The sequence below is a fragment of the Acutalibacter intestini genome (assembly GCF_034334985.1).
Classification (GTDB): domain Bacteria; phylum Bacillota; class Clostridia; order Oscillospirales; family Acutalibacteraceae; genus Acutalibacter; species Acutalibacter intestini.
Window position 1 is genome coordinate 1 of the sequence record NZ_JAWXXL010000009.1, and the last position, 19,989, is coordinate 19,989.

Sequence of the window (19,989 nt, forward strand, 5' to 3'; positions counted from 1 at the left end):
GGCTCGACAAATGTCGGAGACTCTGGAAAAACTGCGAACGTAAATTACAGAACTCTTTTCAAATGTTTTCTCTTGCCTTTATTCGTCTGCTCTTAAATAGATGCTAAACAGATTCTAAGAGCTGGACTGCCCCCCGCCTGGGTGCAGGGTGATCAGGTGGCGCTTTTGCTCCGTCTCCTGGATGCCCAGGGCCAGGGCCTCGTTCACCTTAAAGTGGTCGTAGTATTTAAGGTTTCTGTCGCCGCCCATGACCCAGAGAATGTTATCCCGGCCGCCGTAGCGCCGGCCCAGCATACGCCCATATTCCCGGGCGTTTTCAGGGGTAAAGATCTCGGGCCCCACCCCATGGGCCTGGTAATACTTATCCCCCCAGGTGGCCACAAAGGCTACATAGACGCCATACTTTTCGGCCAGGTCCAGCACCGCGTCCACATGGTCCCAGTAGGAGTTGGGCCCTGCGTTGTCCCACAGGCAGGGGTCGTATTGGCCGGCCCGGTTTTTTAGTAAGGGGAGCCGGCCGTAATAGTTGGGCTGGGTGAGGCCGTCGAACTCTGCCAGGGCCACCATTTGCGACACGGTAAATCCCTGCCGGGCCCGGGTCTGAAAATACCGCTCCGCCTCTTCCCGGCTCAGACGGTGGAAAAGCTCCCAGGCGGTGTCGCCCAGCCAGAAAAAGGGGCTGCCGTCCTCCAGGCACAAAAAACGCTTGTTTTCGCTGACACGCAGCAGCTGCATAAAAAAACTTCCTTTCATTATAAATAGAATGTACGATGGGACATGCCTATCCTTTTACACTGCCCAGCACAATGCCGGATACAAAATGCTTTTGCAAAAAGGGATACAGGCACAAAATGGGGACCATGGCAATCACCATCTGGGCGGCAATCAGCGACCGCTGGTTTAGGGCCGAAAGCCGCTTGAGCTCTTCCACCGTCATATTTTGGAAGTCCAGCCGGGTGACAATGGTCTGCAAATAGCTTTGCAGGGGGTACAGGTCGGTTTTGCTCATATAGATGATGCCGTCGAACCAGGCGTTCCACTGGCCCACAATGGTGAACAGGGCTATGGTGGCAATGGAGGGCACCGAACAGGGCAGGTACACGTGCAGCCAGGTCTTAAAGTGCCCCGCTCCGTCGATAAACGCCGCCTCTTCCAGCTCGCCGGGCAGCTGCCGGTAAAAGTTCAACATCAGCAAAATATTGTAGGCGCTCACCGCCCCGGGCAGCACCAGGGCCCAGATGGTGTTTTTCAGCCCCAGGTTGGTGACCACCACGTAGCCGGGAATCAGCCCGCCGCTGAACAGCATGGTGATGAAGAAATACCATACATACACGGTGCGGAACCGGAACACCTGGTTGGATTTGGAAAGGGGATAGGCGCACAGCACGGTAAGGAAAATGCCCAGGCCGCCCCCCAGGGCCACCCGCTCCAGGGAGATGAGGAAGGCCCGCCAGAAGGGCTTTTGGTCCAAGACGTAGTGGTACGAGTCCAGGCTAAAGTTCACGGGCCAAAAGATTACCTCCCCTTTCGCCACTGCTATCTTGTCGCTAAAGGACAGGGCCATCACGTTTAAAAAGGGCAGCAGGCACAGCAGCGAAATCACAGTCAGGATGATCACATTAAACACCCGAAAGACCTTTACGCCTCTTGTTTCTAGTTTCATAGGTATTCGCTCCCCCCTCCTAAAACATCTGGTAGTCAAAGGCCTTGTAGGAAATGAAATAGGATACCGAAATCAGCGCGCAAGATACCACCGATTTCAACAGCCCCACCGCCGTGGAGGGCCCATATTGGGTCTGTTGTAGCCCCAGACGGTACACAAGGGTATCCAAAATATCGCCGGTCTCCATCACAAGACTGTTATACAGGTTGAAGATTTGGTCAAAGCCAGCGTTCAGCACATTGCCCAGGCTGAGAATCATCATCAGGACAATGATCATCCGCATGCCGGGCAGGGTGATGTGCCAGGTCTGCCGCCAGCGGGAGGCCCCGTCAATCTGGGCGGCCTCATACAGGGTGGGGTCTATGCCCGTGATGGCTGCTAAGTACACAATGGTGCCAAAGCCGAAGCCCTTCCACACATCCGTAATAATCATGGTGATGGGAAACCACTGCTTGTCCCCTAAAAAGTAGATAGGCTCTATGCCAAACATACCCAAAAGCTGGTTTACCACGCCGTCGGTGGGGGAAAGAATGTCGGTGAACACCCCGGCCAGAATAATCCAAGAAAGAAAATAGGGAAAATAGATGACGGTCTGCACGGTGCGTTTAAAGGCCCGAGAGCGCAGCTCGTTAAGTAGCAAAGCTACCACAATGGGCACCACCATGCCCCAAATAATTTTGGAGACCGCCATAAAGACGGTGTTCCAAAACACCTGGCCAATATTGGCATGGAAAAGATATAGGAAAAGTTATCCAGGCCGTTAAACTTCTGGCTGAAGATAAAGCCCTTCGCAGGGTTGTACTTTTGAAACGCGATGACAATTCCGGCCATTGACACATATGAGAAAATAAACAGCAGGACCACCCCGGGCAGCAGCATCAGGTGCAGGAGCCACTGCTTCATGCGCTTACTGCGCTTTTTTATGGTCGCTTTCATAGGTAAGCTCATCCTTTCGTTGGGATACTCCGGCGGCGCGGCCTATGGGGCCCAAGCGCTTTTGAACTACTAAAGAGGGAAGGGGGCGGCGTACTGCGCTTTTTCGCCGTCCCCTCTCCTTAGAGCCCCGCCCTGGGGCGGCCGCTCCCTTTATCTGTTTTCGTAGGCGTCCAGAATCTCCTGGATTTCTTGAATGACCTGGTCGCCGCCCATGCCGCGCCAAAGTAGGCGTTTTCCATTACCTGGTCCGGGTAGGTCTGGTCCACAAAGGCGAAGGCGCTTTCACCGGGGCCGAACATCAGGCCGTACTCAATCAAGCCCGCCTCGTTGTATTCGTAGAACCCCTTGCCGGAGCCGGTCATGTTCTCATAGTCGCCGGTTTCACAAGCGGCTTTCCACTGGCGGTAGGCGTCCACGTCGATTTCAGGGTCCAGCAAATTCACTGGACCATAGTTCCATATGGGGGATACGCCCTCTACGGCAAAGTACTTATTGAAGTCTCCATTCTCACCAAACAAGGCTTCTACATATACATTCAGCATCTTGATCACAGCCTCGGGATGCTCTGCGTTCACCGTGGCGCAATAAGCGCCCTCTGGACAACCTAGTGATAAGGGGATACGTACAGGACTACCATCCTCTGTAGGTAGGGGAATGACCACCCAATTGGCATTAGAGTCAGCTAACACGTTATCTTTGGGGGTCTCCCAGTGACAGCCATAGTACATGCCGATGGTGCCGTTGGTAACGCCCTCCATAGAGGTGTTCCGCTCGGTGGTGGCAAACTCGGGGTCTACCAGGCCCTCTTCCAGCATGGTCTTAATGAACTGAATGGCTTTCTTCATCTCGGGCTGCACGCTGCCAAAGTCAATGCTGCCGTCCTCCTTCCTAATCCAAATATCCGGGTAGGCCCTAAAGCCCCAGAAGAAGCCTTTCGCCGCCCACTTGTAGGCGTTGTCCAGGCGCATGCCCAGGGTGTCGTTTTCGCCGTTGCCATCGGGGTCGTTGTTTTTAAAGGCCCGGGCGATGTTCAGTACGTCGTCCATGGTCTTGGGACGGTCCAGCTTTAGGTTGTCCAGCCAGTCTTGGCGAATCCACAGATGGTTGTAGCCGTTGGTAAAGGGCATGGCCTGAGGGATGGCATACATACGGCCTTCAAATGTTACGGGCAAATAGGCCTTGTCGCTTTCCTTCTCGATGATAGACTTTAGAAGGTCTGAACCGTAGCGTTCATACAAGTCGGTCATATCCGCCAGAAGTCCCGCATCTGCCATCTGCTGGAAGTCGGACCAGTTGCTGATGCGAAAGAAGTCCGGCAGTTCCCCCGAGGACATCAGCAATTTAATCTGTTGGTTATATTGGTCACCGACTGCCACAAGTTCATAGTTGGTTTTAATGTTTAACTTTTCCTCCATCAGCTGGGTCCAGCGGTTGTTGTCATAGGGCTCGCCGAAATCCGCTAATTTGGTAGCGTCGCTACTGTTAATGTCCATATCCCGACCAAAGTTTGCTGTGTACGTCTCCGCATATGGGGTCATGGGGCCGTCCTCGGGGGTCTCTTCGCCCCCACCGGTCTCGCTGCTTTGGGCGGAGGAGGTTTTGCCCCCGCCGCTTGCCGTACTGCTTTCGTCTCCTCCGCCGCAGGCCGCGGTGGAAACTGCCAGGGCCGCCGCCATTAGAATGGCGATCCACTTTTTCGCTTTCATATTAATCCATCACTTTTTGAAATTTAGCCGCCCGCTTTTACATCAGCCGCCTGAAAATCCCTCTCTCAAAAAGCTCAGAGGTGTTTTCAGAATCTTTATTTGCTTTTTGTATAAAACGAACTAAACTTTTCTTTTACGCCTGTATATTACCACATAATCTAACAAAGCGCAAGTACTTTTTCAAAATTATTTTCTTTTTTTGAAAAAGCACTTGAAATTTTCTTGCGCATGAGACATAATATATACCAGAGCCTTTCTTCTGTTTTTCAAAAGCACGCCATGCTATACTTTCTTTTTACTATATAAAATTTTGAAAGAAGGAATTTCCATGTATGAGATTGACCAGAAGTTGACTGAGTTGCAGCGCCAGAGCAGGCCAGTTCGGGTGGCCCTTATCGGCGCGGGACAAATGGGTAAGGACATCATCGCCCAAATTGCCGGGATGCAGGGTATGGAGCTGGATATTGTAGTAGACCTGACCCTGGAGACCTGCCTGGACGGCTACCGGCAGGCCAGCACCCAAGAGGAAGTGGTAGGCTGCGCTACCCTGGAAGAGGCCGAGGCCGCCGTGGCCGCGGGCAAAAAGGTGGCCGCCACCGACTACCACCTGGCCGTGGCCCTTTCTACCGTGCGGGTGGTCATAGATGCCACCGGCTCCCCCGAGATGGGAGCCCGGGTCACTATGGAGTGCATCCTGCACAAAAAACACATTGTCATGATGAATGTGGAGTGCGACGTGACAGTGGGCCCCCTGCTGCGCCGCCTTTGCCAGCAGGCAGGCATTGTCTATTCTCTAACCGCTGGGGACGAGCCTGGGTCCATTATTGAGGTCTATCGTTTTGCCAAGGCCCTGGGCTTTACCGTGGTGGCGGCGGGCAAGGGCAAGAACAACCCCCTGGACATCTACGCCCACCCAGGCATGGCCCAGTGGAAGGAAAAAGCCGCCCGCCGGCAGATGGCCGCCCGGATGCTGGTGGAGTTTGTGGACGGCTCTAAGACCATGATTGAGATGTGCGCGGTCTCCAACGCCACCGGCCTAATGCCAGACTGCCGGGGGATGCACGGGCCTAAATGCAACCGGGCGGACCTGGCAAAGGTGTTCAGCCTAAAGAGCCAGGGGGGCATTTTAGACCAGACCGGCGTGGTGGACTACGGCATTGGCGACATCAACCCCGGGGTGTTTGTAATTGTCACCACCGAAAACCAGCGGATCATCGACGGCCTGGTGCAAAGGGACATGGGCGACGGCCCCAACTACCTGCTGCTTAGGCCCTATCACCTTTGCTCCATCGAGACCCCCATCACGGCAGCCCAGGCGGTGCTGTACGGCGAGTCTACCGGCCACCCCATGGATCATATGACCAGTGAGTGCATCACCATCGCCAAAAAGGACATTGCCGCCGGCGAGACCCTGGACGGCATTGGCGAGTACTGCTACCGGGCCAGCATTGACCGATACGAGACCGCCCGAGAGCAGCGGCTGCTGCCCGTAGGCCTTGCCAAGGGCGCGGTGGCCAAGGAATACATCCCCCGGGATGCCCCCATTACTTACGACATGGTAGACTTGCCGGAATCTATGTTGTTACAGCTGCGCCGGATGCAGGACCAGCTGCTCTCGTGGTCCTCTCGTGGAATCTCGCGTTAACTACAAGCCCGCATTCCCCATACAAGGCTATAAGTGTGATCACTCTTAATCCTCAAAATCGGACAGCAAAAACCCCCTGGGGAATTCCTATTCCTCAGGGGGTTTGACTATAAGATTCTATTTCTTCCTCTCCGCTTACCTGCGTCCATCCAGTTCGCCAATCGTCACGGCCACTGTGTGCCGGATGGGCTTCCACTCCACCGAGCCGGACATGGCGATCATTAAGGAAACCAAAAAGCTGGCCATAAAGAAGGGATAGGTAAAGCTGAACAACACTTTCCGCCGGGAAGAGCAGGGAATGCGCTTCCACTCTGTGACCAGCACAATCAGTCCGGTAAAGTACAGCATCACATAGGCTCCGGCCAGGCCGCCCAGGGCCGCCAAAATCACCGGGCCGGTCTCCAGCGTTGGGCTGAGAACGCCCACCGCGAACATGATCATGTTCATTATAAAGCTGATGCCCATCAGCAGGCCGCTCATGGAGTTCATTACCACGTCGTAGCACCCGAACCCGCCGGAAAACATGGTACGCATCATGCTGCCGCCCCGCCGGGCCAGAATCTGCAAAAAGCCCCGCATCCACCTGGCCCGCTGCTCTACCGACTGCCGGAAGCCTGTAGGCTGCTCGTCATACAGCACCGCAGCGTGGCAATAGGCAATTTTCTCCCCCCGGCAGATCAAGTCCAGGGTAAACTCCAGATCCTCGGTAAGGGCGAAGTAATTCCAGCCGCCCATCTTTTCCAGCACTTCAGCGGAGAACAGAAACCCCGTTCCAGAGACCGCGCAGCTGGTGCCCAAAAAGTCTCGGGGACGATTCAGGAATTCGGACTCCCGCAAAAAGTAGGTGCCATACCCAGCGGTAATCCAGTTGTCTCCAAAGTTTTTGGCATTCCGGTAACCAGTGACCACCGGGCAGCCGGCAGAGAACACTTTATTCATTTCCGCAATGTAATCTGGGTCCAGCAGATTGTCCGCGTCAAACACAAAGAAGCCCTCATAGTGCTCCTCTGAATGATTGTTTTCAATCTTCTCCAGCAAAAAGTCCAGAGCATAGCCTTTGCCCACCTGCGCTTTATTCTGGCGCTGGTAGACAATGGCCCCACGGCTTTCCGCCACCTGGGCGGTGTTGTCCGTACAGTTGTCCGCCACCACGAAAATGTCCACCAGGGCGGCGGGGTAGTTCTGGGCCTTGATACTGTCAATGAGCTGGCCGATCACGGCAGACTCGTTTCTGGCGGCAATGAGCACCGCGTACCGGCACAGCCGCCGGGTCTGGAACTTCCGCCCCCGGCCCCAAAGCCGCACCAGCACGTAAAACAGCTGGTAGCAGCAGCAAAGGCCCATCACAGCCGCCAGAGCCAAGTTGATATATGTAAGGGTTTTCATGAACACACAACATCCTTTCCACCACTGCCCCCAGCCACTGACAGGGCTATCTAAAGAAACATCTTTGGTGGTGTTTCTTATGGCTTATGTTCTATAGGATAATATGAACAGATTAAGTACAACGCGACGATTTTCTTACAAATTTATTAAGAACGCAAAGGTCGAGCCAGGGGGATTGTTTACTCCCCCAAGCTGCTCTTAAAAACCTTTTATCGAAATTTTCACATTTCTTCCCGCAATAAGCCGGCTAGAGGCAGAGGACTCCCGGCTATAAGCTCGTATCAGCCAAATAAAATCTCCAGGAGCCGGGTTTAGGGCTTGTTTGAAAATAGAGGAAATGACGAATTTTTGGCCAGAAGGGGACAATTTCAAGGAGAAGAACCGCTGTAGTTAGCTGCGCTAACTACGTCACTCTGGCGATTGACGAGGATTTTCGACGTAGAAAGTGGCCTCTTATGGCAAAAAAGACGACGTTTTCGATTTTTCAAACAAGCCCTAGTCCCGTCCGCTGTCAGAGGACGCGGGGCTCTCCCCTGCCAGCTTGCTCTCCAGCCACTCCAGCACGTCTGCATAGACTTCCTCCTTACCCAGCTCGTTGAGTACTTCGTGGCGCATGCCTGGATACAGCTTCAGCCGCACGTCGGCGCAGCCCGCTCCCCGCAGGGCCGCGGCTACCTGCTGAGGCCCCTGGCCGTAGCTGCCCACTGGGTCCTGGTCTCCCGCGATCAGGAACAAGGGCAGCTCCTTGGGTACCCGTCCCGCCCACTGGGGCGCGGTAACCTCTTCCAGCCCCGCGAACAAGTCCCGGTATCCCCCTGCTGTAAAAGGGAAAAAACACATGGGGTCCGCCTGAAAGGCCCTGCACACCTTATCGTCCCGAGAAAGCCAGGCCGAGGCGTTTACTGGATTCGGGATACGTTTGTTATAGCTGGCTGTGGCCAGGGCATCTATCTTGCCCCCCCTAGACCGGGGACCCAGCAGCCGGCATTGAAGCGCGGCCACGGCTTTGCCCAGTTTTAGCCCCGGGTTTGTGCCCATAGTGCCACAGACAACGCATCCGGCCAGCCCCTGCCCATAGCGGATGATAAACGACCGGGCAATAAAAGAGCCCATGCTGTGGCCCATTAGGAACACCGGCAGGCCGGGGTGCTCTGTCACAGCCTGGTCCATCAGGGCTTTCATGTCCGCCACCACGCAAAGCCAACCATCCTGGTCGGCAAAATGTCCTTTCACCTGGGCCGAGCGCCCGTGGCCCGCGTGGTCGTTCATATAGACCGCAAAGCCCCGCTCCGCCAAGTACCTGGCAAAGTGGTCATAGCGCCCGCTGTGCTCCGCCATACCATGGGCAATGAGCAAAACCGCCCGGGGGTCATCCCCTGTCCAACTCCGTGAAAAGATCCGCCCCCAGCCGCTGCTGGCGGGCCGCGTCCATTGGTTTACAATGATTTCCATGCTGACCGTCCTTTCTCTAAGGTCACAGGACAAGGGTCCCGTAGCCCGCAAACTATTTAAAAGAGGTTGACCAAAAATTTTCCACTCTGGATTTCTGAACGATCACAGCCACCGCCACGAAAGGAAAGGGTTGGGTGGGGCTAGAAGGCTATAAAAAGCTAGACTTTTGCGAAATATCAGCGGGAAGGGGCAAAAGAGTAAAGATCTCCCCCAGTGGACAGCGCCCCAAACTGGCCGAGCTGGTAGGCAAGACGCAAGAGGCCCGCGTCCACAATTAATAAAAATCCAGCTTTCTTTAAGGCAATACCGCACAATTCTAAGTACCGTATTGCGCAGTCAGATTTTTCTTCCGAGTGTACAGATTGAGCGCCGTCCATCTCACCATTGACCAGCGAAAGCTGTGCTCTATCACGGAAAATCTGCAAGCAAGACGGTGCTTAAGGCTCCAGCCGCGAATGGTGCGGGGTTGCCTTAAAACAAATCCAAAACATGGCAGGGCTTTCGGTAAAACACCTGTTCCAGGGCAGCCGTCTTGTCGGCCACTGTGATTCCTGGCGTCATAGCCAAGCTTTCCGCATTTCGGGCTCCTCCCAGCAGCACCGCCAAGCTTCCTGGGTCCAGGGTAACCTCCGGGGCAGCGTCCACCCGCTCCACCTGGTTCTCCTGGCCCGGGGCAAAACTAAGCCGGAATACCCCATTGTTTTCCCCTATTATAGTATCTTCTACTTGGATGGTAATATTCCCCTGCCCTTTACACCGGCAAAGTTTTAGCAGCAGCTCCGCGTTCACCACCCGAGCCATGCCGTTGAGCGCGGACTTACAGTCCATCTCCGCCAGCTCCGGCAGCAGAACGGTTAGGTCTATATGGTCCGGCACAGCCAGCTCCACGGCTTCAAAATTGGCAATAAAGGAGTGGTGGATGAAATTCAGGATGCCAATTAGAGCCTCTGGGCTGGCAAAAAGCAGGCCGTTATTCATGGGGAAAGTGGGCAGGCAGTGCAGGGTTTGGCCCACCCGCCCGCACACCAGCAGACCTCCGGGCACGCCTGCGTCATCTGTCCACAAAAAGATATAGCGCTTCTGGCTTAGGGCCTTATCCCCCTCCAGGTCCTTGTCAAAAACATCCCGCAGGCAGGAAAAATTAATATCTCCATACATCTTATTGTAGACTTCCAGCAGCGGGGCCAGGCTCTCCCCAGGAAACAACTGCCGCACTGCGCCCCCGCCCCGGGGCAGACGTTCCAGGTCCCGCAGCTTTACCCGCCAGCGCAGGGTGCGCCCCGCCGCAGCAAAACCAAACTGCCGGTAATAGGCCGTACTGAAGGGGTATAAGTGCGAAAGGGCATAGCCATTGTCATACATATCCCGCAGGGCAGCATACATCATGGTTCGAATAGCCCCACCCCGGCGGTGGGCCGGCAGGGTGGCCACGCCCCCCACGCCGCCCATCTTCACTACATGCCCGTCAAAACGGGACTGCTTGTGGTTGATAATCAGCGAGGCCACTGGGGGCTGGTCCTCTTGCAAAAAAGCGCCATAATAGTCCTCGTTGGCGCTGGGCTGGGCGCTTTGAGATTTCTCTCGCTCCTTCTCGAATTCGAAAGGGGATTCAAAGGCCACGGCCATGTTTAGGCCGCCGCGCCAAAATTCTTGGGGCTGAAGCTTTCTCGCAATCACAGGAAGCACCTCCTTGGTTTTCTATGTTTATATCATATTTTTGACTATTCGTCAAGGCCAGGACTTTGGCCATACACTCTCCCTTTTCCCATTGAAATCTTCAACTGAATATGATACAATAGATCCATACCCCATTTATTTCCAAAGGAGGCTTATTTTATGAAGAAATCATCCACGCTTTTTCCCCTTTTAGCCGCCTTACTCTGCGCGGTCTTTCTCCTGGGCCCCTGTTCCGCCGCTTTCGCCGTTACTTCTGGCCAGGCTGCCCTACGGCCCAATATGACTATTATCATTGACGGAACAAAGCGCAGCTTCTTCAACGTTAGCGGCCAGCAGGTCCACCCCATCCTCTACCAGAACACCACCTATCTGCCTGTCCGGGCCATTGGCGAGCTGATGGGCAAAAATGTAGACTGGAACCAGTCTACCAAAACGGTCACTCTGGCCGGGGAGCGTCTTTCCTCTCCTGTGACAGGCACGCTGGATGCCAACCCCGCGGTTCAGTCTGTTCCGGTTACGGTGCGGGACGACTTCACTGTGGTGGTAGAGGGCAGCGTTCGTACTTTCCAAGATGCCAAGGGCAAAACCGTGTATCCCCTGCTGTACAAGGGCTCTACCTATCTGCCCCTGCGGGCCATTGGCCAGCTGATGGGTAAGACCGTTCAGTGGGACAGCGCCACCCAGACGGCCACCCTAAGCCAGGACGACGAGGTGACGGACGCGGACAGTTTTGGCGGTGTGCCCGGCCAGCCCACCCCTGTGCCCCAGCCCACAGCCACCCCGAAGCCCCAAATTAGCGCCGAGGAGGCAAAGAAAGCCGCCCTGGCCCATGCGGGACTGACCGCCGACCAGGTTTCCTTCACCAAGACCAAGCTGGACTGGGACGACGGACGCTGGGTGTACGAAGTGGAGTTTGAAAGCTCGTCCTATCTGGAATACGAGTACGAAATCAACGCGGCCACCGGAGCTGTGCTGAGCTACCAGTGTGAACCCTGCGACCACTGGAATCATCAGTTTGGCGGCCAGCAGCCCACTCCCCAACCCACCGCCAAGCCCAGCCAAATCAGCGCCGAGGAGGCAAAGAAAGCCGCCCTGGCCCATGCGGGACTGACCGCCAGCCAGGTGACCTTTACCAAGACGGAGCTGGACCGGGACGACGGACTTTGGGTGTACGAGGTGGAGTTTGAAAGCTCGTCTTATTTGGAGTACGAGTACGAAATCAACGCGGCCACCGGAGCGGTATTAAGCCACCACTATGAACACTGCGACCATTGGGAACACTGTGACCAGTGGAACAACGGCGGACACCACGGAGGCTGGCACCACTAGAGCCCAAACCCCATAGCTTCTTCGCCGCTTCCCTGCCCTTTGTGGGGGGAAGCGGCTTTATTTTTGGCAAAAATAAATTGAGCCAGCATCACTGCCGGCTCAATTCGAGGTAAAATATGAAAGGACGAAAACCCTTATACTCAAGATTTAATTAATTTACCCATGGCCATGTCCTCTTTGGGAACATAGCTTTGGCTTTTACGCTTCATTTTCTGGCCAAAACGCCTAGTATGCTTGGCAAAAGCCAGAAATGCTGCCAAAGGAATGGCAATAATCGCCAAAAAACCACTCATACCAGCAGTGAACGAGATCCCCTGCCGGCCCTCTGCCGGGGCAGAGAGCTCTTGCACAGCCTCTTCTTGAGGCCGCACCCCCTGGCCGCTTACCTGGCTGCTCAGGGCGCTAAGAAATGCCACCACACCTATTGTAACGGCCAGCGCCACTAAAATGCTGACTAGCCTGCCAAATCCTCTATGGCCCATAAGCAACTCCTTCTCAAGATATTTCTTGTGGCAAAGTTATGTCTTTCGGAAATTACAAATTCATCACAAGTGTTACAAATTGGTTACATTCTATCACGTCCTGACACAGAATGCAAGCCTTATTTGAAATATTAACAATTTGTTCACAAAATAAAAATGGGACAGGCAAAACCCGTCCCATTTCTCTGTGATTGTAACGCTGAAATTACTTCAGCTCAACTTCAGCGCCAGCCTCGGTCAGCTTGGTCTTTAGGGCCTCGGCATCGTCCTTAGAGATGCCTTCCTTCACAGCCTTGGGAGCGCTGTCTACCAGCTCCTTAGCTTCCTTCAGGCCCAGGCCAGTGGCCTCTTTAACAACCTTAATTACGTTAATCTTGTTGGCGCCGGGGCTCTTCAGCACCACGTCAAACTCGGTCTTCTCCTCGGCGGCGGGAGCGGCGGCGGCAGGGGCAGCCACAGCCACAGCAGCGGGAGCGGCGGCGGATACGCCGAACTCCTCTTCCAGGGCCTTAACCAGTTCGGAGAGCTCCAGGACCGTAAGAGCCTTTACTTCTTCAATCAGGTTGGTTACTTTCTCAGACATTGCAAAATCCTCCAATTTTAAAGTGTTGTTTTGGTAAGTTTTGCCGGTGCAGAGCCCTTAGGCACCCTGCTTCTCGGCAATAGCGTTTAGTGCAATGACAAGGCCACGCATTACGCCGCTGCACACATTGGCAAAGCCCTGGATGGGGCCGTTCAAGCCGCCAAGCACCTGGGCCACAAGCACCTCTTTGGGGGGGAGCTTGGCCAGCTCATCAATGCTCGCCGCATCCACCGCGCCGCCATCAATAAAGCCCGCCTTCACCGCAAAAGTGGTGTTCGGGTTTGCTTTTACATAGTCGGCAAAGATCTTCGGGGCCTCGGTATAGCCCTGGTCGCTATAGGCCAAGGCCGTGGCGCCGTTCAGGTACTCATCCAGGCCCTCAATGCCTGCCTCGTGGAGAGCGCGGGACAGCAGGGTGTTCTTGACCACCTTGTACTCGCAGCCAGCCTCACGCAGCTCCTTGCGCAGCTTGGTGTCCTTGTCCACGGTAATGCCGGTGTAGTTGACCAGCACGCCTACGTTGGCAGCCTTAATAGCCTCGCTTAGCTCATTGACCTGCTGCTTTTTCTGCTCCAGAATTTTCTCGCTGGGCAATTCGTTTCACCTCCGTCGAATGGGGTCCGTCCAAAATCGAAAGCGCCTCTCCCAACAGAAAGGCGGGAAAGGCGCAGGAATGCAAAATTAGCACAGGAAAAACTCCCATGGTTCCATACGCTTATCTTCCCTCGGCAGGCGGGCAAAGCCCTTTCAGCTAAAATAGCGCCTGCTGTCTTTGGTTGGACAGCTTGTTTATTATAGCAGAGACGGGCGGGTTTGTCAATGGGGATTTTGCGAAAGGGGGAAAGAGTGTGAGGAGAAAAGCGGAGAGGCTCCGGGGGGCAAACGGAAAAAGTTTCGCCGGCCTTCTCGTGCTTCAGCACATTATGGGGGCTTGCAGCACAGTGGGAGGCTAAGTGGTTAGGCGGAGGGTGCTTTTTCTTGCAATCACCCCTCCCCCGCAAGCGGGGCCCCCTCCCTGCAATGCGCTTTCAAGGTGTAAGTGCAAGGTCGTGGGGCTCTGCCCCACACCCTGCCAGGGGCGCTGCCCCCTTGACCCCTGCCAGGGGCCTAACGCCCCTGGACTGCGTTTGCTCTGGCGACCTTCCCCAGCCAGCGCAATTTTTACTTTGTTCCCTCTTACTAAACCCTTACGGCTGCCCACTTCCCCTTGCCTTTCCCGCTCCTTTGTGCTATCCTAAAAGTAAAAGCGGGTGTTTTCTATGCTGAACTTCCTAATCCTCCCATTTATAAAATTCCTGTTCACCGACCCGTTCGGCTTCTGCTATTTTGTGCTGCCTGTCGTGCTGGCCTTTGCGGGCCAACTGCTGCTGTGTTCTCGAGCGAAACATATCCTGCCCAAACTGCTGCTCCCGGGTTTGGGCCTGCTTATTTTTGCGGCGGTGTATGGGGCGTTCCTGATCTTTGGGGACTGCCTGCTGTATCTGTTCCCTATGGGCATCGCGGGACTCATCCTCCTGGGCAGCGCCGCCGGTTGGCTGGCGTACGCCCTGGCCCGCCTGGCCGCCCGGCTCAAAAAAGCCTTCTGCCCGTAGGGGCACAAAAAAGCGCCCCCAGCCGGAGGCGCTTTCTCTATTGGACAAAAATCATACAAACTTCGCAGGGTTGATCTTAATGCCAGGGCCCATGGTGGCACTGAGCACGCAGGAACGCACATACTGGCCCTTGGCCGCGGCAGGCTTGGCCTTGACAATGGCGTCCATCAGGGTGTCGAAGTTTTCCTGAAGCTTCTGGGAGCCAAAGGAGATCTTCCCAATGGGGCAGTGAATGATATTGGTCTTGTCCAGGCGGTACTCAATCTTACCGGCCTTGGCCTCCTGCACCGCCTTGCCAATGTCCGGGGTCACGGTGCCTGCCTTGGGGTTGGGCATCAGGCCCCGGGGGCCCAGAATTTTACCCAGGCGGCCCACCAGGCCCATCATATCAGGCGAGGTAACCACTACGTCGAAGTCCATCCAGCCCTCGGACTGAATCTTCTGCACCATCTCCTCCGCGCCTACAAAGTCGGCGCCAGCGGCCTGGGCAGCCTCAATATTGTCGCCCTTGCAGATGGCCAGCACCCGCACGTTTTTGCCCGTGCCGTTCGGCAGCACAATGGCGCCGCGCACCTGCTGGTCGGCGTGACGGCCGTCCACGCCCAGCTTTACATGGAGCTCCACGGTCTCGTCAAACTTGGTAGTGCCGGTCTTTACGCACAGGTCCATAGCCTCGTTGGTATCGTACAGCTTCTGCCGGTCAATAAGCTTTGCGCTCTCTCTATACTTCTTGCCGTGTTTCATGTTCAGTTTCCCCCTTCCCCTTAGTCTGCCACAGTAACGCCCATGCTGCGGGCGGTACCAGCGATCATGCTCATAGCGGCCTCAAGAGACCCGGCGTTCAGATCGGGCATCTTGGTCTCCGCGATCTTCTGGATCTGCTCCTTGGTAATGGTGGCCACTTTCTTCTTGTTGGGCTCGCCAGAAGCAGTTTCGAGATTGCAGGCTTTCTTAATCAGCACAGCCGCAGGAGGGGTCTTGGTAATAAAGGTAAAGGAGCGGTCCGCATACACAGTGATAACCACGGGGATTACAAGCCCCACGTCGTTCTTGGTGCGCTCGTTAAACTCCTTGGTAAAAGCCATGATATTAACGCCGTGCTGGCCCAAAGCAGGACCAACCGGGGGGGCCGGGGTTGCCTTGCCGGCGGGAATCTGGAGCTTAATAAAGCCCGTTACTTTTTGTGCCATTTTTAACATTACCTCCAAAAATGTGGTATTAGCGGTGCGGGCAGGAAATTTTACCCACACCTCCCACCCAGCGCCCAGCGCACATGCTGGGCCGTTTAACGCGGGGAGGCGCAAATCTGTGCGCTACCCTGCGGTGGGTTGATGATAGGTCTTGTGTCGCTTATTTTAGGCGTTCCCGTCAATGGATGGGAATCACCGCCGCGCTCCTGGATATAAGCGGTTCTTTTCATTCTCCAACAGTGTATGATTTGTCCCGTTTCTTTTCCAAAAGGCGCAGGCAAATCATAGACCATTTGCTTTTTGCACGTCAAGCCGTTCTGTTTTTGCAAGAGATAGGGATTCTATAACCCCTTCCTTTGCTGGCCTTTTGTGCTAAAGTCTCGCATTTTGTCTGATTAAACCGGCTCTGCCTGGTCCAGCTCCAGCTCCACGGGTGTATCCCGGCCGAACATGGAGACCGTCACGCGCACCCGGTTCTTTTCCACATCCAGTTCTTCCACCACGCCCACAAAGCCATCCAGGGGGCCGTCCACAATATTCACTGAATCGCCCACTTGATAGCTGACATGGATCTCCCGTTTCTCAATTCCTAACCGCGCCACTTCCTCATCAGTCAGGGGCACAGGCTTAGAAGAGGGCCCCACAAAACCCGTGCAGCCGCGAATGTTCCGCACCGCGTACCAGCTTTCGTCCGTCATCACCATTTTCACAATAACGTAGCCAGGGAACACCTTGCGCTCCACTTCTTTGCGTTTTCCCTCCTCGGTGATCTCGGTCACCATCTCAGTGGGCACCTTGATCTCCTGGATCAGTTCCTGCATCTGCCGGTTTTCCACGGTTTTTTCCAGGTTAGAGGCCACTTTGTTCTCATATCCAGAGTAGGTATGCACCACATACCATCTTGCTTCATCCGCCATTACTGTGACCACTTTCCTTTCTCATAAAAACCGCAGGGTTTGTTTTTTTCATAACAAAGAGCTTTTTCTTGCCAAAAAGAGCAGCCCTAGGCCGCCACGTTCATCACCAAGCCCAAAAGGTTCATAAAAACTGTGTCCAGGGCAAACACAAAGAGCCCAAGCACCAGAATGGTGACCAGCACCACACCGGTGTTTTTAAAAACAGCCTTTGGCGTGGGCCACACAATTTTTTTTACTTCGCCTTTGCAGTCCTTCACAAACTTCGCTGTACGCTTCCCAAAGCTCACAAAAGGGTTGGGCTTTTTGGTTTTTGTTTCGGGCTTCTTCGCGTCATCCGCCATAATCCAACCCGCTCCTTACTTAGTTTCCCTATGCAGGGTGTGTTTCCGGCAGAACCGGCAGTATTTGTTCATTTCCAGCCTGTCCGGGTCGTTTTTCTTGTTTTTCTTGCTAAGATAGTTCCGCTGCTTGCACTCAGTGCAGGCCAGCACAATCTTCACTCGCATGTTTTCGGCGCCTCCATTTCTTCAATTTGCCTCCCTCGAAAAAGTGGGCACAAAAAAAGAGCCCTCTCTACGAGGTACTCTTAGTATAACACGGTTTTGGGGGCTTTGTCAAGCCCAGGAGGAGAACTTTCCATCGCGGAAAGTTCTCCTCCACGGGAACTTTCCATCGCGGAAAGTTCTCCTCCACGAGAACCTTCCATCGCGGAAGTTCTCCTCCACGGGAACCTTCCATCGCGGAAAGTTCTCCTCCACGGGAACCTTCCATCGCGGAAAGTTCTCCTCCACGGGAACCTTCCATTGCGGAAAGTTCTCCTCCACGGGAACCTTCCATTGCGAAAAGTTCTCCTCCACGGGAACCTTCCATTGCAGAAAGTTCTCCGCCACGGGAACCTTCCATTGCGAAAAGTTCTCCTCCACGGGAACCTTCCATTGCAGAAAGTTCTCCGCCACGGGAACTTTCCATCGCGGAAAATTCTCCGCCACGGGATTTTTCTGTCCCCGCCTAAGTTCCCCGCCCGCTCCTGTCTAGATGGAGTCACCGCTTATCCAGCCGGGCTTCCACCTTTTTGCCGCTCTTCTTTTTCTTCTTTTCAGGCTTGATGTTCTTGCCAATGAGCTTGCGGGAAAAACCGCTGATCTTTTGCAGCTCCTCCCCCAGACCAGAGGCCAGCTTGCCGTAGGCTTGGGCGGAAAGACCGTTGAGCAACACATAGGTAACAATAGACCGCAGGTCCATGTCTCCGTTCTTATACATATCATCTAACAGTCCGCAAAGCTTCTGCACCGGTTCGCTATCCGGATACTGGTTGACCAGGTCCTCACACAGGGGAACCACCTTGTGTTTGATAAAGGTGACAAAGCGCACCTGGCCATAGACAATCTTCTCCTGGTTCAGCTGGTCCTTTAGCTCCGGAAAAATATTCACCAACCGGTTGATGAAAAACATGGGGTCAATGTTCCGCTCGTCCTGGCCCCTTTTTTTGCGCTGCTGTACAATGGCCACCCGCTTGGGGCCCCGCACCACGTCCAAAAAGTCATTAAGAATGCTCTCCGCGTCGGCCCGCTCTCCGCTCATTTTGTCAAACAGCCACCGGGAGAGCTCCCGCCAGTCCCCGGGCTTGCCATCTGTCAGCGAGGTAGAGCGCAGAATAAAGCTTTTGCGCTTGTCGTCATACAGCAGGCTGTAGGCCACATCCGCAGCCACAAACATCACTGCCTGGCCCGCGGGGTCCTCCAGGTCCTGGGCCTCGCCAAAGCCCTGCTGGCAGAGCTCCTGGGACAGGGCGTTTTGTATTAATTGGAAGGGATTAAAGTCCATGATGTCACTCCTAAGCCCCGGCATAGGCGCGGGGAAATATTCGGGCTTCCACTTACGACTCGAAGAACTTCTGGTGGATGGCCTCTACCGCCCGGTCGCTATCCGACTTATGCACCAGTACGGAAATCTTGATCTCACTGGTAGAAATCATCTGTATATTCACATTGCGGCTGAACAGCGCCTCAAACATCTCCGCCGCCACACCCGGGTGGCTCTCCATACCCGCGCCCACAATCGACACCTTGGAAACATTGTCGTCCGCCACTAAACTGCTGGCCCCCAGCTTTTCAGTGTACTCCTTCAAAAGGTCTATGGTGTCCTCCATCCGGTCCTTCTCCACCGTAAAGCTAATGTCCTTGGTACCATTGCGGCCAATAGACTGCAAAATGATATCCACGTTGGTGCCCTTGCTGGAAAGCTTGGAGAAAATCTTAAAGGCCAGGCCGGGCTTGTCGGGTACGCCGATAATTGAAATGCGGGCTATGTTGTCGTCCTTCGCCACACCGCTGATGAGCATTTGTTCCACGCCGTTCTCCTCCTTGACAATGGTCCCCCTGGCCCCAGTTAAGCTGGAGAGGACCTCCAATTCAATATTATATTTTTTCGCCATTTCCACGGACCGGTTATGCAGCACCTGGGCCCCCAAGGAGGCCAGCTCCAGCATCTCGTCGTAGGTGATGCAGGAGAGCTTCTTGGCCCCGGGAATCTTCCGGGGGTCGGCGGTGTACACCCCGTCCACGTCGGTGTAAATCTGGCATAGGTTGGCATGCATGGCCGCAGCCATGGCCACGGCACTGGTGTCGCTGCCGCCCCGGCCCAGGGTGGTCATGTCGCCGTAGCGGTTCAGGCCCTGAAAGCCGGTGATTACCACAATGCGGCGCTTATCCAGCTCCTTCTTCACCCGGGAGGTGTCGATTTTCTTAATGCGGGCGCTGCCGTAGTCGCTGGTGGTGTCGTAGCCCGCCTGCCAGCCCAAAAGCGACACCACGGGAAAGCCCATGCGTTCAATGGCCATGGCCAGCAAAGAGGCGGAGATCTGCTCTCCGGCGGACATAAGCATATCCATCTCTCGCTTGCTGGGGCGGTGGTTCAGCTCGGCGGCCTTGGCGATCAAATCGTCAGTGGTGTCGCCCTGGGCGGAGACCACCACGATCATGTCGTTGCCGTCCTTATAGGCGGAGGTGACGATCCTCGCCACATTATCAATGCGCTCGGCGTCCCGGACGGAGGTGCCGCCGAATTTCTGAACGATTAAAGCCATATACAACCCCTCTGGATTTAGTATAGTCAAGTAGTGATATTATAGCGTGGATGGAAGAAGCTGTCAAGAGTGAGGGATACATTGGCGGGTCCAGCGCCGCCACAGCGCTGGCGAGGTCCAGGGCGAGGAGCCCTGGTAGGGTGTGGGACAAAGTCCCACGACCTTGCCCTTAAACCCTCAGAAGCGCATTGCGGGGAGAGTTGGCAAAGGCAACTCTTGGGCCCACGCTTCGCGGGGGGAGGGGTGCTTGCAAGAAAAAGCACCCCTCCGGCCTAGCGCTCACGCTCCCCCCGCGCAGCGGGCCCACAGGCCCTTATCAACCGAAAAAGCTGAACCTGCATACCAC

20 protein-coding genes, 2 pseudogenes and 1 other annotated feature are annotated in these 19,989 nt (G+C 55.0%); of the genes and pseudogenes, 4 read left to right on the top strand and 18 right to left on the bottom strand.

Features of this window, described 5'->3' with window-relative positions; genetic code table 11:
- A pseudogene (locus U8U68_RS09010) lies at positions 1 to 107 on the top strand (IS5/IS1182 family transposase); the annotation flags it as partial.
- Positions 108 to 114: 7 nt separating this feature from the next.
- On the opposite strand, the gene U8U68_RS09015 reads toward U8U68_RS09010, so the two are convergent.
- From U8U68_RS09015 to U8U68_RS09030, 4 genes and pseudogenes are all read right to left on the bottom strand, one after another.
- Positions 115 to 735 carry a glycoside hydrolase family 140 protein gene (locus U8U68_RS09015; protein WP_322200482.1) on the bottom strand — a complete coding sequence of 207 codons (621 nt, stop codon included), beginning with the start codon at positions 733 to 735 and terminating at the stop codon, positions 115 to 117.
- Positions 736 to 781: 46 nt separating this feature from the next.
- Positions 782 to 1,663, bottom strand: a complete 882-nt coding sequence (locus U8U68_RS09020; protein WP_322200483.1) for a carbohydrate ABC transporter permease — start codon at positions 1,661 to 1,663, stop codon at positions 782 to 784.
- Between the two features lie 19 nt (positions 1,664 to 1,682).
- Positions 1,683 to 2,599 (bottom strand): annotated as a pseudogene (locus U8U68_RS09025) (ABC transporter permease).
- Between the two features lie 119 nt (positions 2,600 to 2,718).
- Positions 2,719 to 4,305 (bottom strand): extracellular solute-binding protein, encoded by a 1,587-nt coding sequence (locus tag U8U68_RS09030; RefSeq protein ID WP_322200484.1) that lies wholly within the window; start codon positions 4,303 to 4,305, stop codon positions 2,719 to 2,721.
- A 328-nt stretch (positions 4,306 to 4,633) separates the two neighbouring features.
- Between U8U68_RS09030 and U8U68_RS09035 the strand changes: the two genes are divergently transcribed.
- Positions 4,634 to 5,950: an NAD(P)H-dependent oxidoreductase gene (locus U8U68_RS09035; protein WP_322200485.1), complete on the top strand. Its 1,317-nt coding sequence runs from the start codon at positions 4,634 to 4,636 to the stop codon at positions 5,948 to 5,950.
- 135 nt (positions 5,951 to 6,085) lie between these two features.
- On the opposite strand, the gene U8U68_RS09040 is transcribed toward U8U68_RS09035, so the two are convergent.
- The 3 genes from U8U68_RS09040 to U8U68_RS09050 form a co-directional block, all read right to left on the bottom strand.
- A complete protein-coding gene (locus U8U68_RS09040; protein ID WP_322200486.1) occupies positions 6,086 to 7,336 on the bottom strand; it encodes a glycosyltransferase family 2 protein in 1,251 nt (416 codons plus the stop codon).
- A gap of 495 nt (positions 7,337 to 7,831) precedes the next feature.
- The gene (locus U8U68_RS09045) at positions 7,832 to 8,788 is read right to left on the bottom strand and encodes an alpha/beta hydrolase (protein ID WP_322200487.1); all 957 of its coding nucleotides are present in this window, start codon (positions 8,786 to 8,788) and stop codon (positions 7,832 to 7,834) included.
- 471 nt (positions 8,789 to 9,259) lie between these two features.
- Positions 9,260 to 10,465, bottom strand: coding sequence for a GNAT family N-acetyltransferase (locus U8U68_RS09050; RefSeq protein ID WP_322200488.1), 1,206 nt, complete (start codon positions 10,463 to 10,465; stop codon positions 9,260 to 9,262).
- Between the two features lie 159 nt (positions 10,466 to 10,624).
- Here U8U68_RS09050 and U8U68_RS09055 point away from each other — a divergent pair, with 159 nt between their 5' ends.
- Positions 10,625 to 11,794 (top strand): PepSY domain-containing protein, encoded by a 1,170-nt coding sequence (locus U8U68_RS09055; protein WP_322200489.1) that lies wholly within the window; start codon positions 10,625 to 10,627, stop codon positions 11,792 to 11,794.
- 140 nt (positions 11,795 to 11,934) lie between these two features.
- Here U8U68_RS09055 and U8U68_RS09060 read toward each other — a convergent pair whose 3' ends face one another.
- The 3 genes from U8U68_RS09060 to rplJ form a co-directional block, all read right to left on the bottom strand.
- A complete protein-coding gene (locus tag U8U68_RS09060) occupies positions 11,935 to 12,276 on the bottom strand; it encodes a hypothetical protein (protein ID WP_322200490.1) in 342 nt (113 codons plus the stop codon).
- Between the two features lie 205 nt (positions 12,277 to 12,481).
- Entirely contained in the window at positions 12,482 to 12,859 is a 378-nt protein-coding gene (rplL, locus tag U8U68_RS09065; RefSeq protein WP_322200491.1) for a 50S ribosomal protein L7/L12, read from the bottom strand.
- A 57-nt stretch (positions 12,860 to 12,916) separates the two neighbouring features.
- Positions 12,917 to 13,453, bottom strand: coding sequence for a 50S ribosomal protein L10 (rplJ, locus tag U8U68_RS09070; protein ID WP_322200492.1), 537 nt, complete (start codon positions 13,451 to 13,453; stop codon positions 12,917 to 12,919).
- A 27-nt stretch (positions 13,454 to 13,480) separates the two neighbouring features.
- Positions 13,481 to 13,653 (bottom strand) — a sequence feature (ribosomal protein L10 leader region).
- A gap of 465 nt (positions 13,654 to 14,118) precedes the next feature.
- On the opposite strand from rplJ, the gene U8U68_RS09075 reads away from it, so the two are divergent.
- Positions 14,119 to 14,451 (top strand): hypothetical protein, encoded by a 333-nt coding sequence (locus tag U8U68_RS09075; RefSeq protein WP_322200493.1) that lies wholly within the window; start codon positions 14,119 to 14,121, stop codon positions 14,449 to 14,451.
- 51 nt (positions 14,452 to 14,502) lie between these two features.
- Here the strand turns inward: U8U68_RS09075 and rplA are convergent, their stop codons facing one another.
- From rplA to U8U68_RS09115, 8 genes are all read right to left on the bottom strand, one after another.
- On the bottom strand, positions 14,503 to 15,195 hold the full coding sequence (gene rplA / locus U8U68_RS09080) for a 50S ribosomal protein L1 (protein ID WP_322200494.1): 693 nt from the start codon (positions 15,193 to 15,195) through the stop codon (positions 14,503 to 14,505).
- Between the two features lie 20 nt (positions 15,196 to 15,215).
- On the bottom strand, positions 15,216 to 15,641 hold the full coding sequence (rplK, locus tag U8U68_RS09085; RefSeq protein WP_322200495.1) for a 50S ribosomal protein L11: 426 nt from the start codon (positions 15,639 to 15,641) through the stop codon (positions 15,216 to 15,218).
- Between the two features lie 395 nt (positions 15,642 to 16,036).
- Positions 16,037 to 16,558 (bottom strand): transcription termination/antitermination protein NusG, encoded by a 522-nt coding sequence (gene nusG, locus U8U68_RS09090; protein WP_322200496.1) that lies wholly within the window; start codon positions 16,556 to 16,558, stop codon positions 16,037 to 16,039.
- 86 nt (positions 16,559 to 16,644) lie between these two features.
- Positions 16,645 to 16,899 (bottom strand): preprotein translocase subunit SecE, encoded by a 255-nt coding sequence (gene secE, locus U8U68_RS09095; RefSeq protein WP_322200497.1) that lies wholly within the window; start codon positions 16,897 to 16,899, stop codon positions 16,645 to 16,647.
- Positions 16,900 to 16,914: 15 nt separating this feature from the next.
- A complete protein-coding gene (gene rpmG / locus U8U68_RS09100; protein WP_322200498.1) occupies positions 16,915 to 17,064 on the bottom strand; it encodes a 50S ribosomal protein L33 in 150 nt (49 codons plus the stop codon).
- A 108-nt stretch (positions 17,065 to 17,172) separates the two neighbouring features.
- Entirely contained in the window at positions 17,173 to 17,514 is a 342-nt protein-coding gene (locus tag U8U68_RS09105) for a hypothetical protein (protein ID WP_322200499.1), read from the bottom strand.
- Positions 17,515 to 17,599: 85 nt separating this feature from the next.
- A complete protein-coding gene (locus U8U68_RS09110) occupies positions 17,600 to 18,382 on the bottom strand; it encodes a DUF7674 family protein (RefSeq protein WP_322200500.1) in 783 nt (260 codons plus the stop codon).
- Positions 18,383 to 18,434: 52 nt separating this feature from the next.
- Positions 18,435 to 19,643 carry an aspartate kinase gene (locus U8U68_RS09115; RefSeq protein WP_322200501.1) on the bottom strand — a complete coding sequence of 403 codons (1,209 nt, stop codon included), beginning with the start codon at positions 19,641 to 19,643 and terminating at the stop codon, positions 18,435 to 18,437.
- Between the last annotated feature and the right edge of the window lie 346 nt (positions 19,644 to 19,989).

Excerpts from the sequence above, each read along its gene's own strand:
- U8U68_RS09030 (WP_322200484.1), bottom strand. The coding sequence starts at position 4,305 with ATGAAAGCGAAAAAGTGGATCGCCATTCTAATGGCGGCGGCCCTGGCA.
- U8U68_RS09075 (WP_322200493.1), top strand. The coding sequence starts at position 14,119 with ATGCTGAACTTCCTAATCCTCCCATTTATAAAATTCCTGTTCACCGAC.
- U8U68_RS09015 (WP_322200482.1), bottom strand. The coding sequence starts at position 735 with ATGCAGCTGCTGCGTGTCAGCGAAAACAAGCGTTTTTTGTGCCTGGAG.
- rplK (WP_322200495.1), bottom strand. The coding sequence starts at position 15,641 with ATGGCACAAAAAGTAACGGGCTTTATTAAGCTCCAGATTCCCGCCGGC.
- U8U68_RS09060 (WP_322200490.1), bottom strand. The coding sequence starts at position 12,276 with ATGGGCCATAGAGGATTTGGCAGGCTAGTCAGCATTTTAGTGGCGCTG.
- nusG (WP_322200496.1), bottom strand. The coding sequence starts at position 16,558 with ATGGCGGATGAAGCAAGATGGTATGTGGTGCATACCTACTCTGGATAT.
- rplL (WP_322200491.1), bottom strand. The coding sequence starts at position 12,859 with ATGTCTGAGAAAGTAACCAACCTGATTGAAGAAGTAAAGGCTCTTACG.
- U8U68_RS09110 (WP_322200500.1), bottom strand. The coding sequence starts at position 18,382 with ATGGACTTTAATCCCTTCCAATTAATACAAAACGCCCTGTCCCAGGAG.
- U8U68_RS09035 (WP_322200485.1), top strand. The coding sequence starts at position 4,634 with ATGTATGAGATTGACCAGAAGTTGACTGAGTTGCAGCGCCAGAGCAGG.
- rplA (WP_322200494.1), bottom strand. The coding sequence starts at position 15,195 with ATGAAACACGGCAAGAAGTATAGAGAGAGCGCAAAGCTTATTGACCGG.
- rpmG (WP_322200498.1), bottom strand. The coding sequence starts at position 17,064 with ATGCGAGTGAAGATTGTGCTGGCCTGCACTGAGTGCAAGCAGCGGAAC.
- U8U68_RS09020 (WP_322200483.1), bottom strand. The coding sequence starts at position 1,663 with ATGAAACTAGAAACAAGAGGCGTAAAGGTCTTTCGGGTGTTTAATGTG.
- secE (WP_322200497.1), bottom strand. The coding sequence starts at position 16,899 with ATGGCGGATGACGCGAAGAAGCCCGAAACAAAAACCAAAAAGCCCAAC.
- U8U68_RS09045 (WP_322200487.1), bottom strand. The coding sequence starts at position 8,788 with ATGGAAATCATTGTAAACCAATGGACGCGGCCCGCCAGCAGCGGCTGG.
- U8U68_RS09040 (WP_322200486.1), bottom strand. The coding sequence starts at position 7,336 with ATGAAAACCCTTACATATATCAACTTGGCTCTGGCGGCTGTGATGGGC.
- U8U68_RS09055 (WP_322200489.1), top strand. The coding sequence starts at position 10,625 with ATGAAGAAATCATCCACGCTTTTTCCCCTTTTAGCCGCCTTACTCTGC.
- U8U68_RS09115 (WP_322200501.1), bottom strand. The coding sequence starts at position 19,643 with ATGGCTTTAATCGTTCAGAAATTCGGCGGCACCTCCGTCCGGGACGCC.